We start from the raw sequence: 16,193 nt of genomic DNA, 5'->3' as shown, positions 1-16,193 counted from the left end.
ATTATCTGAATGAAATTAGATCCGTAATCTATAAACTACTTCACTACCTCTGGCTCAGCCTCATGAGACTTTACATGAGCCAGCGAGATGAATACTGCACTCAGCATGGTGAATACCAATGCCTGAATGTAGCTTACCAATACTTCGAGGAGCATCATAAAGGCGCTCATCGCAACACTTACTATTGTCATACCCGTACCTGCCACATAGTTGGCGATAGCATTCTCACTGATGTTGAACATGATGAAAATGATAGCCGCAAACGAAAGTGCGATGGCGTGACCCGCCATCATGTTGGCGAAGAGTCGGATAATCAGAGCCAGCGGTTTCGTAAAGATTCCGAAGAGCTCGATGAATGGCATCAGTGGCACAGGCACCTTCAACCAGGTTGGTACCTCCGGCCAGAAGATATCCTTCCAGTATTCCTTGGTACCGGTGAAGTTAGTGATCAGGAATGTCGTTACACCGAAGAATACGGTGCAGGCGATATTACCCGTCAGGTTACCACCACCTGGAGGGAATGGTACGATACCCATGATGTTCGCCACGAAGATAAAGAAGAAGCAAGTAAGCAACCATGGTGCGTACTTTGGCGCCTCCTTACCGAGCGTAGCCTTGATTACATCGGTATATACCGACATGATGAACATGTGCATCAGTCCCACAAATCCCTTTGGTGCAGGGTCATCCACCTTGTGTTTCCTGCACCAGCGGGCTGGTATCAGGACACAGAGCAACAGGATGATAGCATCGATGAAGAGCACGCAAACGGTCTTCGTGATGGAGATGTCAAGCGGACGAACCTCCTGGCCTCCCACCTTCTCTACTATCTTGTTGGGATTCGACTGCGCATCAGCGTTCTTGATCACCAGGTTGAAAGGTCCTGGACGGTCTCCATTGGCATCCTTCTCTTCCGAGAATTCGCTGCTGCAGAACACATGCCAGCCCGAAGTGGTGTTAACGATGATTGGCAGATGAATCACTACGGGATGATCTCCCACCTTGGTGATATGCCATTCATAAGAATCCTTGATATGACCCCACAATATCTCTTTCACATCGATGTTCTCCTTAGCCGATACCTGCAGAGGTGCCAGCGTGAAGAGCAGCATCGCCATCAAGAGGAATTGCTTGAGATGTTTCATATTCTTTAATTCTTACTTTTGTTTATTAATTATTTGTTTCAGAACCGCTTATGAAAGACGGTTCTTTTTCTCTACCCGAGCGAAGTAGATGCAGTCGAACACGAGAAGTACGACATAGAAAAGGGCAAAGATTGCGGTAAAGCCCAGAATATTCTGCTTGTCGCATACCAGCACATAGATGAGGAACACCAATGTACCAGCCATCAGCTTCAAGACCAGTGCCGCCAGATAGAACTTGGCGAGATTGGCTGGCGATGACTTTGCAACAGCCTTCCATGCTTCACCATAAGCAGTACTTGCAACGAGTGAGAATATCGCACTCACTACCAGCGGGTTAACTACCTGGGGTATCATATCATCGCATTGAGCAGACAATCTGCAGGCAAAGAGCACGGCAAGAGCCACTGCTGCTGTAAGCCACAAAGAAATCTGCTTATACCTGATACTCGCCTGTCTGATAGTCTGCAAGCGCAACTTTTCGTCTTTTTCCATTATCTAATAATTAATCACTAAAAATTAATCACTTATCTAAACTTCTACGCAAAGGCTTACTTCGTTTTTCTTACATTCCACGAATCCGCCCTTGATGTTCATTACCTGCTTGCCTTCCTTGGTAGTGTATTCCACCTTGCCCACTTCGAGCGAAGAGATGATAGGCGCGTGATCCTTGAGAATCTCGAACGAGCCGAGGGTTCCCGGAACCAGTACGCTCTCTACCTCACCCTGGAAGACTACTTTCTCAGGAGATACTATCTTTAGCTGTAACATAAGCCGTGGATTTAAAGATTACGCCTGTGCTGCAGCGAGCAACTGCTTAGCCTTCTCCTTAGCATCCTCGATAGTACCTACGTTGAGGAATGCCTGCTCTGGCAGGTCATCTACCTCACCATCGAGGATGGCATTGAAGCCCTTGATAGTCTCTTCGATAGGAACCATCACACCCTTCAAACCGGTAAACTGCTCTGCTACGGTGAATGGCTGGCTCAGGAAACGCTGTACACGGCGTGCACGGTTCACGGTCAACTTATCCTCATCTGAGAGCTCATCCATACCGAGGATGGCGATGATATCCTGCAACTCGTTATAACGCTGCAACAACTGCTTTACTCGCTGTGCACAATCGTAGTGCGCCTTGCCCACAATCAGCGGGTCGAGGATACGAGAGGTAGAACCCAGCGGGTCTACGGCAGGATAGATACCGAGAGATGCAATCTTACGGGAAAGCTCAGTGGTAGCATCCAGGTGAGTAAAGGTGGTGGCTGGAGCAGGGTCGGTCAAGTCATCGGCAGGCACATAAACGGCCTGTACAGAGGTGATGGAACCATTCTTGGTAGAAGTGATTCGCTCCTGCATGGCACCCATCTCAGAAGCCAGCGTTGGCTGATAACCTACGGCTGATGGCATACGACCCAACAGCGCAGATACCTCAGAACCAGCCTGGGTGAAACGGAAGATGTTATCGATGAAGAACATGATATCTGCTGCCTCACCATTCTTACCTCCGTGATCACGGAACTCCTCAGCTACGGTCAAACCAGAGAGAGCTACAGAAGCACGTGCCCCAGGTGGCTCATTCATCTGACCATATACCAGGGTAGCCTGACTCTTGGCAAGTTCCTCAGGATCGACAAGTGAGAGATCCCACTTACCTTCTTCCATCGCTTTACGGAACTTCTCGCCATACTTGATAACACCAGACTCGAGCATGTCTCGAATCAAGTCGTTACCCTCACGGGTACGCTCACCTACTCCGGCAAATACAGAGTAACCGTTGTGTCCCTTGGCAATGTTGTTGATCAACTCCATGATAAGCACTGTCTTACCTACACCGGCACCACCGAAAAGACCAATCTTACCACCCTTCATGTAAGGCTCAAGCAGGTCAATCACCTTAATACCGGTAGCAAGCATCTCCTTGTGAGTAGAAAGTTCGTCAAACTTCGGAGCCTCACGGTGGATAGGATAAGCACCCTTCATGTCCAATTCATTCATACCATCAATAGGCTGTCCGATGACATTCATCATACGGCCCTTGATCTGCTCTCCGGCTGGCATCTGGATTGGGTTACCTGTAGGGATAACCTCCAAGCCGCGCTGCAAACCGTCAGTATTATCCATAGCGACACAGCGAACTGTATCCTCACCGATGTGCTGCTGCACCTCGATGACAAGCTCGCGACCGTCTGGACGTTTTACCTTCAGAGCTTCATAAATTTTAGGAAGCACCTTCTCTGGATTCTCGCCCTTTGTATCGAAGTAAACGTCGATAACAGGACCGATAATCTGAGAGATACGTCCGTTAATTTGTGACATAAGCTTATTAGTTTAAATGTTATATATATTTATATTATTCTTGGCTGCAAAAGTAACAACAATTTATGGAAACCACAAATTAATTAAAAGTTTTATTCGGCTTTTATACCTTATTAAACCATTTTTAGTTCCCTTTTAACCATTTTCCTATGCAAAAGCAAGAAGTCAGGAGTCCAAACTCCCTTCTTCTTACTCCAATCTCTATAAATTAGATACTCAACTCGTCCAAAACCTTGATGAGTTTACGGTCGAATGGCTTATCTGAGCGGATGGCTTCAGAAAGCGGAACGTATACCACCTCGTTATTGCGTACACCAATCATCACATTGCGCTGTCCCTGCATGATAGCCTCGATGGCACCACAACCGGTACGGCTCGCAAGAATACGGTCACGGGCTGATGGACGGCCGCCACGCTGCAAGTGACCCAGGATAGATACACGTACATCAAACTCAGGGAACTCCTTGCGCACACGGTCGGCATAATAAAGAGCACCGCACTTAGGACTCTCTGACACGATTACGATACAGCTCTTCTTAGACTTACGGATACCACGCTCCATGAATTGAGCCAACTGGTCTACATCGGTAGAATCCTCTGGAATGATAGCTGCCTCTGCTCCACTGGCGATAGCTGAATTCTGCGCCAGGAAACCGGCATCACGGCCCATCACCTCGATAAAGAAGATACGCTCGTGGCTCTGCGCAGTATCACGGATGCGGTCTACACATTCTACAATGGTATTCATCGTAGTATCATAACCGATTGTATTGTCTGTACCATAAAGGTCATTATCAATTGTTCCTGGCAATCCGATGCAGCATACATCAAACTCACGTGCGAAATTCATCGCACCTGTCAGCGAACCGTTACCGCCAATCACGACAAGTGCATCTATTTCCTCTTTCTGAATCGTTTCAAATGCCTTCTGGCGACCTTCTTCAGTCATGAATTCCTTAGAACGGGCTGTCTTCAGCATCGTACCACCTGTGCCGATGATACCGCTTACATTCTCTGTAGAAAAGGTTTTAATTTCATCATTGATGAGACCATCGTAACCACGATAGATACCTTTCACAGTGAAACCGTTGTAGATAGCCGAACGGGTAACCGCACGGATAGCAGCATTCATACCTGGAGCATCTCCTCCAGATGTTAAAATTCCAATAGTCTTAATCTTTGCCATAACTATACCTTATTATATTATATATATTTTTTTAATGTTAGTTTATTATCCTCTCAGGATGATGTTTTTCATCCATTACCCCTACATATACAGTAGGTATCCAAGGGTATACCCCTTGCTTTGTTTGGGCTTATCGATTTAAATAATTAGGTTTGCGGCACCAGCCACCAGGATATGAGAGAGCCAAAGGATAGCAAGTCCGATGACGCCACCCATCAAAGCTTTCCAGCCAATATTGCGGAAATACCACCCCATGTGCATACGTTCCATCTTCATCAGGGCAAGACCGCTGATTGTACCGATACCAAGAACGTTACCACCAGCCATTACGCAATATGCAATCATCTGCCAGTAGATACCATTGGTTTGATAATCAGTAAGCATGCTGAATGAAGGATCATTCACATTTGCCAGATCATGAAGGGAGAAAAAGTTCATGGCTGTAGCAAAGTTGTCAAGTACAGTACTGATGATACCAGCCAAGACGCCATGCAACAGCACGCCAGGACGCTTATCATCCATACCGACAGAGTTGAGAAGAGTAGCAAAATCGTCAAAAGCGCCGGTCTCCTTCACCACTCCGATGGCAAGCATGATACCCATCACGAAGAGAATCATCTGGACGACTCCGTATTGGAACACTCTAGGGGTGCGACGGTCAGCCATCGCATCCATATTCATGAGTTTACGGTTGAATATCTCGTTCACAATCCAAAGTACGCCCAATACGCAGAGCGCACCGAGGAAAGGACTCAATTTCGTAATATTATGGAAGGTAGGGATAAACCACAATCCACCGATGCCCACAAAGAGCATCAGCAAGCGCTGCCATACATTGAGACGGGTATCATCTCCGCGGTATGGCATAGCAATCCATTCTGTCTCTACTCTTTCAGGCAGCATACGCTGCATCATCAACAACGGAATAAGCCAGGCTGCAAGACATGGCAGCAGAAGCGACAGGAAATAATGAGTAGCCGTTACAGCACCCATATTCCACATCACCAGTCCTTCCGGATTTCCGATAACGGTAAGAGCTCCGCCACAGTTGGCAGAAAGAACAATGGCACCTCCATACACCATACGCTGACGACGGTTTGGAATTACTCCATGCATCATCGTAAGCATCATCACTGTTGTAGTAAGATTATCGAGATTTGCCGAAATAACAAAGGTCACGGCAGCGAGAATCCATAGCATTTTCTTGGCGCTTCGGGTACGTAACAACTGGCGTATGAAATCGAAGCATCCGTTGTTATTGAGAATTTCAACTATCGTCATAGTGGCTAGCAGGAAGAGTACGATTTCTGCAGCTCTACCCACATAAGGAAGGAAGATGTTACGGGCAATAAAATACTTCACCGTTGTACTGGTGGATTCTATCTCGTTCCACATTCCGAGATTCAGATAGCGTGAATAATCAGAAGAGTGTTCACTGGTCACGAAGTCCATACCGAAACAGATATAGAGAACCCATCCTACCGTTCCAGCAAAGATGGCTACGGCAGCACGGTTCACCTTGGTAATATTCTCGGTTGCAATGAGAATATATGCCAGTATCAGTATGGCAAGGATGACTAGTGTCATATCATTATTTTATTATATTCATTACATTTTGAGCGCAAAGGTAACAATTATTTTGTTATCGCCAACATTTCGGTGTCTTTTTTTAATGAATTTAACTCATTTTCATACAAATGAAAATTTCGCCCGTTTTTTCGTTCGCCATAATTTTTCTTCCCTCTTCATTTTCATCATAGAATCAGATGAAAACACGGATTACAGAGAAGAACATCACAGGAAGAAATATCGAGGAGGAAGTTATCAGAATATTTAAAAGGTTATGCGTATATATATATTATGTATTTCCCCAAAGGAACCCACCAAAAACTGTGATTTTAGTTAAATATTACTAACAAAAAGAAGAAAATCAAGAGTAAATGCCTGTAACTCAAAGAAAATGAGTAATTTTGCGCACGATTTATACAATTCACATAAAGTCAAACTTTATTAATTTTAATTTTTTAATTATTTTTTATGTCAGATTTAAAGAACGTAAAGCCATTGGACGACTTCAATTGGGATGAGTTTGAGAATGGCACAAGCGCAAACGTCAGCAAAACAGACCTCGAGAAGGCCTATGACGAAACTCTTAACAAGGTAACAGAACACCAGGTTGTAGAGGGTACAGTAATCTCTGTAGACAAGAAAGAGGTTATCGTAAACATCGGTTACAAGAGCGATGGTATTATCCCTGCTTCTGAATTCCGTTACAACCCAGACCTCAAGGTAGGCGACAAGGTTGAGGTTTATGTAGAGAACCAGGAGGACGTAAAGGGCCAGTTGGTACTCTCTCACAAGAAGGCTCGCCTCAGCAAGTCTTGGGAGCGTGTTAATGCAGCTCTCGAGAACGAGGAAGTTATCCAGGGTTACATCAAGTGCCGCACTAAGGGCGGTATGATCGTTGACGTTTTCGGTATCGAAGCTTTCTTGCCAGGAAGCCAGATCGACGTTCACCCTATACGCGACTACGACGTATTCGTAGGCAAGACAATGGAGTTCAAGGTTGTAAAGATCAACCAGGAGTTCCGCAATGTCGTTGTATCTCACAAGGCTCTCATCGAGCAGGAGCTCGAGCAGCAGCGTAAGGAGATCATCGGCAAGCTCGAGAAGGGTCAGATCCTCGAGGGTACCGTTAAGAACATCACTACTTACGGTGTATTCGTTGACCTCGGCGGTGTTGACGGTTTGATCCACATCACAGACCTCTCTTGGGGTCGCGTAAGCGATCCACACGAGGTTGTATCTCTCGACCAGAAGATCAACGTTGTTATCCTCGACTTCGATGAGGAGAAGAAGCGTATCGCTCTCGGTTTGAAGCAGCTCACTCCACATCCATGGGATGCTCTCGATGAGAACCTCAAGGTAGGTGACCACGTTAAGGGTAAGGTAGTGGTTATGGCTGACTACGGTGCATTCGTTGAGATTGCTCCAGGTGTAGAGGGCTTGATCCACGTATCTGAGATGTCTTGGAGCCAGCACTTACGTTCTGCTCAGGACTTCATGAAGGTAGGTGACGAGGTAGAGGCAGTTATCCTGACTCTCGACCGCGCTGAGCGCAAGATGAGCCTTGGTATCAAGCAGCTCAAGGAAGATCCATGGGAGGCTATCGAGACTAAGTATCCTGTTGGCAGCAAGCACACAGCTAAGGTTCGCAACTTCACTAACTTCGGTATCTTCGTAGAGCTCGAGGAAGGTGTTGATGGTTTGATCCACATCTCTGACCTCTCTTGGACTAAGAAGGTTAAGCACCCATCTGAGTTCACTTCTGTAGGCGCTTCTATCGACGTAGTAGTTCTCGAAATCGATAAGGAGAACCGTCGCTTGAGCCTCGGCCACAAGCAGTTGGAGAAGAACCCATGGGATGAGTATGAGGCAATCTACACTCCAGGTTCTGTTCACCAGGGTACTATCACTGAGTTGATGGACAAGGGTGCTGTTGTAGCTCTCGCTGAGGGTGGTGAAGGTTTCGCTACTCCTAAGCACCTCACTAAGGAGGACGGCACAATGGCTAAGAAGGGCGAGACTCTCGACTTCAAGGTTATCGAGTTCGTTAAGGAGACAAAGCGCATCATCCTCTCTCACTCTCGTACATTCGAGGAGGGTAACGAGCCAGTTGCTAAGCCAACTCACAAGCGTGCAAACGGCGGTCGCAAGAACAACAACGAGACAGCTATGATCAACAACGTTGCTGCTAGCACATCACTCGGTGATATCGATGCACTCGCTAAGTTGAAGGCTCAGATGGAGGGCAAGGCTTAATCTTAAACAGATCAAGCATTTGCTATTCATTAGCTAAATAAACATTCAGGGGACTGAAATTTCAGTAATGAGATTTCAGTCCCCTTTTTTATTATGTGTTTTTAAAAAAAAACTATCAAGTGATACCTACCAACTCCAGTAACTCTACTCCATTAATTCATGTTCTAAAACCGCTAATTCATGGCATTTTTCTAGCAAAACATGTCGAAAAACACAAAAACATTTGGTAGTTTCAAGTTTTCTGTTTATCTTTGCAACCGATAAAGCAATAATTTATATAAGCTAGAGAAATCATTCTCTCAAGAATTATCTGAAAAGAAAGAGAAGCGATTCTCCAGATTACAAAAGGAATAAAAGTTCAAGATATGAAACAGTCTAGATTTATAGTAGCCGCTCTATCAATGAGTTGTATCACTACCCTCTCCTCCTGCTTTAAGGAAGAACCGCTCAATGCCGAATGCGACATCGAGCAGGCTTTCGTTGCTACCAACGGACAGTGGGAAAACTGTTTCCTCAACGCCACTGATACGCTCAAGAACGTGATGTCAACAGATCAGGAAATCAGCTTCCTCGTGAAACGTGGCACCGACCTCAGCCACTTCGCTCCGAAGTTCAACCTCACTCCTGGCGCTACCCTATCACCTGCCAACGGTTCAGAACAGGACTTCACCAACGGTCCGGTCATCTATACCGTAACATCAGAAGACGGCAGCTGGAAACGCCAATATAAAGTGAGATTCACCTTCCCACCCATCATCTACGAAGAGATGAAGTACGATTTTGAAAACTACTTCCTCAACGAAAACAAGCCTATACACAGATATTATGTATGGAGCGACAAGAACGATGATGGTACGCTCGCCAACAACTGGGCCACCGGAAACCCGGGCTTCAACATGAGCAAGGGTTCGGCAAAACCGGATGAATACCCTACCGTGCCCGTGAAAGAAGGCTACGACGGCGCCTGCGTGAAACTCACCACCTGCGACACCGGAAGCTTCGGTTCGATGGCCAAGATGCCTATTGCTGCCGGCAACCTCTTTATCGGTAAGTTCGATGCCACACAGGCACTGAAGGATGCCATGAAGGCTACCCAGTTTGGCGTGCCGGTAAGTTTCAAGCCTACCAGATTCAGCGGCTACTACAAATACAAGCGTGGCGATGTGTTCACCAACCGCCAGAAGAAGGTGGTGGAAGGCAAGAAAGACTACGGCACCATCTATGCCGTGTTCTACGACAACCACGACGAGGAGGGCAACAGCGTCGTGCTCTATGGCGACAACGTGCAGACCAGTCCACAGGTAGTGGCACTCGCCATCGTGCCTGATATCGACGACACACCAGAGTGGACCCACTTCGACATCGACTTCATCTACAAGAAGGAGGTGGATGCACAGAAGCTGAAGAACATGGGCTACAGCATGGCCATCGTCAGTTCATCGAGCGTAGAAGGCGCCTCGTTCATGGGAGCAATCGGAAGCACCCTGTGGGTTGACAAATTCCGCATCACCTGCGAAAAAGAATAAGAAGATTCAACAGGAAGATTCTTAAAGAAGATTCAACAAGAAGATATAGAGAAGATTTACAAAAAAAAAGAAGACAAGACAATGAAAAAGTCATTCATTATATCAGCCGCAGCCCTATCCCTCTTTGCCCTTCAGGCACGGGGAGAGAAGTTGGGAGAACTGCTCCACCACTTCACCTACCAGGCGCGCATCGGCTACAATCTGGGTGGCACTGCCCCTATCGGCATGCCTGCCACCATCCGCACCCTGCACAGCTATTCGCTGCGCCCTAACCTGCTGCTCGGCATCGATGCCCACTATCCCCTGGATAACAAGTGGGGCCTGATGTTCGGTCTCCACTTCGAGGGCAAGGGCATGAAGATTGATGCGGGAGTGAAGAACTACCACATGACCATGGTGAAAGGTGGTGAGCAGCTGGAGGGCATGTTCACGGGCAACGTGATAACTAAGGTTGACCAAAGCCTTGCAACTATCCCAGTACAAGCCACTTACGACGTCACCGAGAAGCTTCGCCTGAAGCTGGGTCCTTACTTCTCTTATGTCACCGCACATAAGTTTGAGGGCAATGCCTACGACGGTTATCTGCGCCAGGGCGACCCTACGGGACCTAAGGTTGAGCTGGGCCATGAGGACGGAGAGCGTGGCGAATACGACTTCTCAAGCGATATGCGCAACTGGCAGTTTGGCATCGATGTGGGTGCCGACTGGTATTTCTCGAAGCGCTGGGGAGCCTATGTGGGCCTTACCTGGGGCTTATCAGAGGTATTCAAGAAAGACTTCCACGTGATAGAGCAATCGATGTATCCTATCTATGGTACCATCGGATTGAGCTATCAGCTGAAATAGGAAATCTGCTCCAGAATATCTTATATATAATAATGTATAGGAGAGAAAAATCAATTATATCATAATAAAAGAAAGGAAAACTTATGAAGAAAATTTTTACTTTAGTAGCAGCAGCACTCTGCTCTATGTCGATGATGGCAAAGGACTACACCTGCCCTCTCGTGGTTAACATGATGGGAACGGACATGCCTGTGGGCGACATCAAGGTGAACGTGGATAAGCAGAACGACGACAAATACACCATGAGCCTGCTCAACTTCGACATGAACGGTATAATGCCTGTAGGCAATATCGTAATCCAGGACGTAGAGGCAACCAAATGCGGCAATGTTATCATGCTCAATGCAGCAAAGGATATCCAGATTACAGCAGGTGACGATGAGAGCAAAAACTGGATGGGACCAGGTCTCGGCAACGTGAACATCCTCCTGAAGGGAGAACTGAAGGGCGACAATTTCAACGCCTACCTCAATATTCCATTGGCTGGCAACATGATTGTTGGCGTAAAGCTCGGCAAGAATTGCAACGAAATGGGTCAGTTGCCAAACGCCGGTTTCGAGAATTTCCACGAGGCAACCTATGACAGCGCCAAGAGCAAGGAGCCTAATGGATGGCACTCTTTCATGAGCTCTACGGGCAGCATGGCAAGCAGGGTTTCAGCAGCTGTACATACCTATGCTTCTTCTGAGGTGCGCAAGAACGCAGCAGAAGACAACAAGCAGTGTGTAAAGATTGTTTCTACTCCAGTGAAGTTGGGTACATTGGTTGTGGCTTCTGCCAACGGTACCATCACCACCGGCCGCTTGAAGGCTGGCAGCATGACTGCATCAAGCAAGAACAACTGCTCATTCCTGGATTTCAGCTCAACAGATGTTGATGCCAACGGCGATCCATTCTATGCAGTGCTCAACAACAAACCTGATTCCATGAAGGTATGGGTGAAGTTCAAGGCTGGCGACGGCAACGAGAATCCTAAGGCTACCATCAGCGCCCTCTTGACCAATGGCGAGTATGCTCAGGACCCAGAGGATGACAAGTATGCAGCCAACATCATCGCCCGTGCCCAGAACTCTTCTATCGAGAGCAAGGACGAGTGGCAGGAGATCACTATCCCATTCACCTACGATAATAAGAATGAGATGCCTAAGGCAGCCCTCGTAACCATGTCAACCTGCGCTGTGCCAAGCGGCGGCAGCAAGAGCGAGACCAACCCAGACGTTTTGTATGTGGACGATGTAGAGATGGTTTATAATGCTGACGTGAAGAAGGTTACCATGGATGGTGAAGACATCACTGGCAAGTTTAATGAATCAGGTGAGTTGGAGATTAAGAATTACGATAAGGAATTGGATATCAACAATTTCCAGTTGGAAGCTATCGGTGCTGGTGCCTACGTTACCAAGAAGATTACAGCCGATGGTTTTGATACCTACGTAAGCTTCACCGTTACATCTAACGACTTGAAGAACTGCGTAACCCGCACCATCACCTTAAAAGGCTATACCACTGGCATCAAGAACCTGGAGACCATCACTTTGCCTAATGGCGTGAAGGCTATCTACAACATGGCAGGTCAGCAGGTTACAGACATGCAGCCAGGTCAGGTTTACATCGTAAAGTACACCAACGGTGAAACTAAGAAGATGATTAAGAAGTAATAGTTTTTTATATAGCACACAAAAATCCCCGGTTATCTTTTGATGGATGGCTGGGGATTTTTTTTATTCATAGCTGGTTCAGCAGGGCTTTTGTGCTATCATCCTGTTTTTCAGGTACAAAAAAAAAATTGCATCAGCGGAAATACTTCCAACCAATGCAATCTTCAGTTTTCTTTAATCTAGAGGCTAAACACTTTCTTACGAGAAAAAATCACGGAAGAAAAGAGCCTAGCGTCGGATTTACTTCACCTTTGCAACGATAGCCTTGAAAGCCTCAGGGTTGTTAACAGCGAGGTCAGCGAGAACCTTACGGTTAATCTCGATACCAGCCTTGTGAAGAGCACCCATCAACTGGCTGTAGCTCATACCATCGAGGCGAGCAGCAGCGTTGATACGCTGAATCCACAATGCGCGGAATGTGCGCTTCTTGTTACGACGATCGCGATAAGCGTAGGTAAGACCCTTCTCCCAAGTGTTCTTAGCTACTGTCCATACATTCTTGCGAGCTCCATAGTAACCCTTAGTGAGCTTCAAGATTCTTGTTCTTTTTGCTTTTGATGCAACGTGATTTACTGATCTTGGCATAATTTTTTTTCTTTAAAAGTTCGACTAAAAAGTTAATAATTAACGGAGGCAGAGCAAGTCGCGAACCTGCTTCAAGTTTGAACGGTCTACGAGAGTCTCACCAAGGAGATTTCTCTTCTGCTTCTTTGTCTTCTTAGTCAAGATGTGACTGTGAAAAGCGTGATGACGCTTAATCTTACCTGTACCGGTGAAACGGAATCTCTTCTTTGCGCCGGAATTAGTCTTTACTTTTGGCATTTTTACTTTTAATTTTAAATTGTTATTTATTATAGCGATGGCAACGCATATACCAGGGCGTTACGCATCTTTTTTTTCTTAATCCTCTGTTCCTTCTGCAAGTTTCTTCAGGGCGTCGCCGCCTTTAGCATTGGCGAGCAAGCCATTCTTCTCAGCATTAGCAGCGCGCTCTGCATCTGCAGCAGCCTTAGCTTCAGCCTCTCGCTTCTCACGGTCCATCTTCTGCTGGCTCTTCTTAGCAGTACCAGCCTTCTTAGGACTCATGTAGAGGAACATCTTCTTACCTTCAAGCTTTGGCATCTGCTCCACCTTTCCGTACTCTTCCAAATCATTGGCGAAACGGAGAAGAAGAACCTCACCCTGCTCCTTGAAGAGAATAGAGCGACCACGGAAGAAAACGTATGCACGAACCTTGTTACCCTCGTTGAGGAACTCCTTAGCGTGCTTGAGCTTGAACTGATAGTCGTGCTCATCTGTCTGAGGTCCGAAACGGATTTCCTTGGTCTCCACCTTTACCTGCTTCTGCTTCATTTCCTTTGCATGCTTCTTCTGCTGGTAAAGGAATTTAGAATAGTCAACTATACGGCAAACTGGTGGTTGCGCATTAGGAGATATCTCGACTAAGTCAAGCTCTTGCTGACGTGCCAACTCCAACGCCTTACGTGCTGGCATCACTTCTGCTCCACCATCACTCACTACTCTCACGTCGCGTGCACGAATCTGTTCGTTTACGCGGTACTGATTTTTCATTTTGTCATTTTTCATTAACTATTCGATATATTCTTTTTTGTCTTTTTGATTAAACGGCTGCAAAGTTACGATTATTTTGTGAAACCACCAAATTTTCAGTGGGTTATTTTAAAAAAATCCGCAGATTTCCAAAGAAACCTGCGGATTTATATCTCATTTTTACTCTTCAGCGGCCTTCAATTGCTCTGCAACCTCGGCATTGATGCGCTGAGCGAACTCTTCCATGCTCATGGTAGCCTGTTCGCCACCACCCTGCTTACGCATAGATACCAAGCCCTCGGCACTCTCCTTCTCACCTACGATGACCATATAAGGAACACGCTTCAACTCGTTGTCGCGAATCTTGCGGCCAATCTTCTCGTTACGGTCATCAACCAAAGCACGAACGCCCTGCTTGTCAAGATACTGACGTACCTTCTGAGCATAGTCGTTGAACTTCTCTGAGATAGGGAGAATAGCAACCTGGTCTGGAGTCAACCACAATGGGAAGTGACCGGCGGTATGCTCGATGAGAACGGCTGTGAATCGCTCCAGTGAACCGAACGGTGCACGGTGAATCATCACAGGAGTCTTCTTAGAGTTATCCTCAGCGGTATACTCCAACTTGAAACGCTCTGGCAAGTTGTAATCCACCTGGATGGTACCCAACTGCCAGCGACGACCGATGGCATCCTTTACCATGAAGTCGAGCTTAGGACCATAGAAGGCAGCCTCGCCAACCTCCTCGCGTGTTTCAAGGCCCTTCTCCTTGCAAGCCTCACGGATAGCATTCTCGCTCTCTTCCCAAATATCATCAGAACCGATATATTTCTCTGTATCCTTAGGATCGTGAAGAGAAATCTGTGCCTCGTAGTTCTCGAAACCGAAGATCTTGAATACCTTCAGGATTACGTCAATTACATTCTCGAACTCAGACTTCACCTGATCTGAACGGACGAAGATGTGAGCATCATCCTGAGTAAATGTACGAACACGAGTCAAACCATGGAGCTCACCGCTCTTCTCATAGCGGAATACAGTACCGAACTCTGCAATACGCAAAGGAAGATCCTTGTAAGAACGAGGCTTACGAGCGTAGACCTCGCAGTGGTGAGGACAGTTCATTGGCTTGAGCATATACTCCTCATCCTCCTCAGGAGTCTGGATAGGCTGGAATGCATCCTTGCCATAGTGAGCATAGTGACCAGATGTTACATAGAGACTCTTGCCACCGATACCTGGGCAGATAACCTCCTGATAGTTGTAAGGCTTCAGGAGAGAACGGAGCAACTCCTGCAAACGCAGGCGGAGCTGTGTACCCTTTGGCAACCAGATAGGAAGACCCTTTCCTACACGCTCAGAGAACATGAAGAGTTCCATCTCCTTACCGATCTTACGGTGGTCACGCTTCTTAGCCTCTTCGAGGATAACCAGGTACTCGTCGAGCATCTTCTTCTTAGGGAAGCTGATACCGTAGATACGGGTCATCTGCTCGCGCTTGGCATCACCGCGCCAGAATGCACCAGCCACACTTGTAATCTTCACAGCCTTGATAAGGCCAGTGTTCATCAAGTGAGGACCACGGCAAAGATCGGTGAAATTGCCCTGGGTATATGTGGTGATGGTACCATCCTCCAAGTCCTGCTCAATATGCTCGCACTTGTAAGTCTGACCGTCAGCCTTGAACTCAGCGAGAGCATCAGCCTTAGCCACCTCCTTGCGAACCACAGGTTCGTTCTTCTTGGCAAGTTCCATCATCTTAGCCTCAATCTTGGCGAAATCATTCTCTGAGATCACCTGACCCTCGGCTGGCATCACGTCGTAGAAGAAACCACTCTCTACGGCTGGACCGAAACCGAACTGGATGCCTGGGTAAAGCTCCTGAAGAGCCTCAGCCAACAAGTGGGCAGATGTATGCCAAAATGTGTGCTTACCCTGCTCATCCTCAAACTTGTAGAGTTCTACATTTGCATCCTCATTGATAGGACGGTTCAACTCTACTGTCTCACCATTAACACCGCAAGATACAACGTTGCGAGCGAGAGCCGGTGAGATGCTCTCGGCGATTTGTAAGCCAGTTACGCCCTGTTCATACTCACGAACAGATCCGTCTGGGAATGTGATTTTTACCATAACAACTTAGTAT

The 16,193-nt window shown here is 46.9% G+C and carries 14 protein-coding genes; 4 read left to right on the top strand and 10 right to left on the bottom strand.

Annotation, left to right across the window (positions count from 1 at the left end; translation table 11 throughout):
- Positions 1 to 35 precede the first annotated feature (35 nt).
- The 6 genes from NNC77_RS01840 to NNC77_RS01815 form a co-directional block, all read right to left on the bottom strand.
- Positions 36 to 1,145, bottom strand: coding sequence for a F0F1 ATP synthase subunit A (locus NNC77_RS01840; protein WP_153093379.1), 1,110 nt, complete (start codon positions 1,143 to 1,145; stop codon positions 36 to 38).
- A gap of 48 nt (positions 1,146 to 1,193) precedes the next feature.
- Complete coding sequence (locus NNC77_RS01835; protein WP_153117990.1) at positions 1,194 to 1,637, bottom strand: hypothetical protein; 444 nt, start codon at positions 1,635 to 1,637, stop codon at positions 1,194 to 1,196.
- A gap of 36 nt (positions 1,638 to 1,673) precedes the next feature.
- Positions 1,674 to 1,913 carry an ATP synthase F1 subunit epsilon gene (atpC, locus tag NNC77_RS01830; protein WP_022121941.1) on the bottom strand — a complete coding sequence of 80 codons (240 nt, stop codon included), beginning with the start codon at positions 1,911 to 1,913 and terminating at the stop codon, positions 1,674 to 1,676.
- A gap of 18 nt (positions 1,914 to 1,931) precedes the next feature.
- Positions 1,932 to 3,458: a F0F1 ATP synthase subunit beta gene (atpD, locus tag NNC77_RS01825; protein ID WP_006846855.1), complete on the bottom strand. Its 1,527-nt coding sequence runs from the start codon at positions 3,456 to 3,458 to the stop codon at positions 1,932 to 1,934.
- 208 nt (positions 3,459 to 3,666) lie between these two features.
- Entirely contained in the window at positions 3,667 to 4,644 is a 978-nt protein-coding gene (gene pfkA, locus NNC77_RS01820; protein ID WP_117692823.1) for a 6-phosphofructokinase, read from the bottom strand.
- A 138-nt stretch (positions 4,645 to 4,782) separates the two neighbouring features.
- Complete coding sequence (locus NNC77_RS01815; protein WP_254969762.1) at positions 4,783 to 6,231, bottom strand: SLC13 family permease; 1,449 nt, start codon at positions 6,229 to 6,231, stop codon at positions 4,783 to 4,785.
- Between the two features lie 450 nt (positions 6,232 to 6,681).
- On the opposite strand from NNC77_RS01815, the gene rpsA reads away from it, so the two are divergent.
- The 4 genes from rpsA to NNC77_RS01795 all read left to right on the top strand — a co-directional run bounded on the left by rpsA (position 6,682) and on the right by NNC77_RS01795 (position 12,496).
- Entirely contained in the window at positions 6,682 to 8,466 is a 1,785-nt protein-coding gene (rpsA, locus tag NNC77_RS01810; protein ID WP_254969763.1) for a 30S ribosomal protein S1, read from the top strand.
- 365 nt (positions 8,467 to 8,831) lie between these two features.
- Positions 8,832 to 9,992: a PCMD domain-containing protein gene (locus NNC77_RS01805; RefSeq protein WP_181975238.1), complete on the top strand. Its 1,161-nt coding sequence runs from the start codon at positions 8,832 to 8,834 to the stop codon at positions 9,990 to 9,992.
- 81 nt (positions 9,993 to 10,073) lie between these two features.
- A complete protein-coding gene (locus tag NNC77_RS01800) occupies positions 10,074 to 10,838 on the top strand; it encodes a porin family protein (protein WP_254969764.1) in 765 nt (254 codons plus the stop codon).
- An 83-nt stretch (positions 10,839 to 10,921) separates the two neighbouring features.
- Positions 10,922 to 12,496 carry a calycin-like domain-containing protein gene (locus tag NNC77_RS01795; RefSeq protein ID WP_254969765.1) on the top strand — a complete coding sequence of 525 codons (1,575 nt, stop codon included), beginning with the start codon at positions 10,922 to 10,924 and terminating at the stop codon, positions 12,494 to 12,496.
- A 240-nt stretch (positions 12,497 to 12,736) separates the two neighbouring features.
- Here NNC77_RS01795 and rplT read toward each other — a convergent pair whose 3' ends face one another.
- The 4 genes from rplT to thrS form a co-directional block, all read right to left on the bottom strand.
- Positions 12,737 to 13,081, bottom strand: coding sequence for a 50S ribosomal protein L20 (gene rplT / locus NNC77_RS01790; protein WP_006846863.1), 345 nt, complete (start codon positions 13,079 to 13,081; stop codon positions 12,737 to 12,739).
- Between the two features lie 39 nt (positions 13,082 to 13,120).
- The gene (rpmI, locus tag NNC77_RS01785; protein ID WP_006846865.1) at positions 13,121 to 13,318 is read right to left on the bottom strand and encodes a 50S ribosomal protein L35; all 198 of its coding nucleotides are present in this window, start codon (positions 13,316 to 13,318) and stop codon (positions 13,121 to 13,123) included.
- A 78-nt stretch (positions 13,319 to 13,396) separates the two neighbouring features.
- A complete protein-coding gene (infC, locus tag NNC77_RS01780) occupies positions 13,397 to 14,083 on the bottom strand; it encodes a translation initiation factor IF-3 (RefSeq protein WP_119237830.1) in 687 nt (228 codons plus the stop codon).
- Between the two features lie 144 nt (positions 14,084 to 14,227).
- Positions 14,228 to 16,180 (bottom strand): threonine--tRNA ligase, encoded by a 1,953-nt coding sequence (gene thrS, locus NNC77_RS01775; protein ID WP_254969766.1) that lies wholly within the window; start codon positions 16,178 to 16,180, stop codon positions 14,228 to 14,230.
- Positions 16,181 to 16,193 lie beyond the last annotated feature (13 nt).

This window comes from Segatella copri (genome assembly GCF_024330485.1).
In the GTDB taxonomy this organism is placed as follows: domain Bacteria; phylum Bacteroidota; class Bacteroidia; order Bacteroidales; family Bacteroidaceae; genus Prevotella; species Prevotella copri_L.
The sequence above is the reverse complement of the archived record's forward strand: the minus strand, read 5'-3'. Positions and strand labels throughout refer to the sequence as shown.

Excerpts from the sequence above, each read along its gene's own strand:
- rplT (WP_006846863.1), bottom strand. The coding sequence starts at position 13,081 with ATGCCAAGATCAGTAAATCACGTTGCATCAAAAGCAAAAAGAACAAGA.
- rpsA (WP_254969763.1), top strand. The coding sequence starts at position 6,682 with ATGTCAGATTTAAAGAACGTAAAGCCATTGGACGACTTCAATTGGGAT.
- rpmI (WP_006846865.1), bottom strand. The coding sequence starts at position 13,318 with ATGCCAAAAGTAAAGACTAATTCCGGCGCAAAGAAGAGATTCCGTTTC.
- infC (WP_119237830.1), bottom strand. The coding sequence starts at position 14,083 with ATGAAAAATGACAAAATGAAAAATCAGTACCGCGTAAACGAACAGATT.
- NNC77_RS01840 (WP_153093379.1), bottom strand. The coding sequence starts at position 1,145 with ATGAAACATCTCAAGCAATTCCTCTTGATGGCGATGCTGCTCTTCACG.
- pfkA (WP_117692823.1), bottom strand. The coding sequence starts at position 4,644 with ATGGCAAAGATTAAGACTATTGGAATTTTAACATCTGGAGGAGATGCT.
- NNC77_RS01795 (WP_254969765.1), top strand. The coding sequence starts at position 10,922 with ATGAAGAAAATTTTTACTTTAGTAGCAGCAGCACTCTGCTCTATGTCG.
- thrS (WP_254969766.1), bottom strand. The coding sequence starts at position 16,180 with ATGGTAAAAATCACATTCCCAGACGGATCTGTTCGTGAGTATGAACAG.
- NNC77_RS01815 (WP_254969762.1), bottom strand. The coding sequence starts at position 6,231 with ATGACACTAGTCATCCTTGCCATACTGATACTGGCATATATTCTCATT.
- atpD (WP_006846855.1), bottom strand. The coding sequence starts at position 3,458 with ATGTCACAAATTAACGGACGTATCTCTCAGATTATCGGTCCTGTTATC.
- atpC (WP_022121941.1), bottom strand. The coding sequence starts at position 1,913 with ATGTTACAGCTAAAGATAGTATCTCCTGAGAAAGTAGTCTTCCAGGGT.
- NNC77_RS01835 (WP_153117990.1), bottom strand. The coding sequence starts at position 1,637 with ATGGAAAAAGACGAAAAGTTGCGCTTGCAGACTATCAGACAGGCGAGT.
- NNC77_RS01800 (WP_254969764.1), top strand. The coding sequence starts at position 10,074 with ATGAAAAAGTCATTCATTATATCAGCCGCAGCCCTATCCCTCTTTGCC.
- NNC77_RS01805 (WP_181975238.1), top strand. The coding sequence starts at position 8,832 with ATGAAACAGTCTAGATTTATAGTAGCCGCTCTATCAATGAGTTGTATC.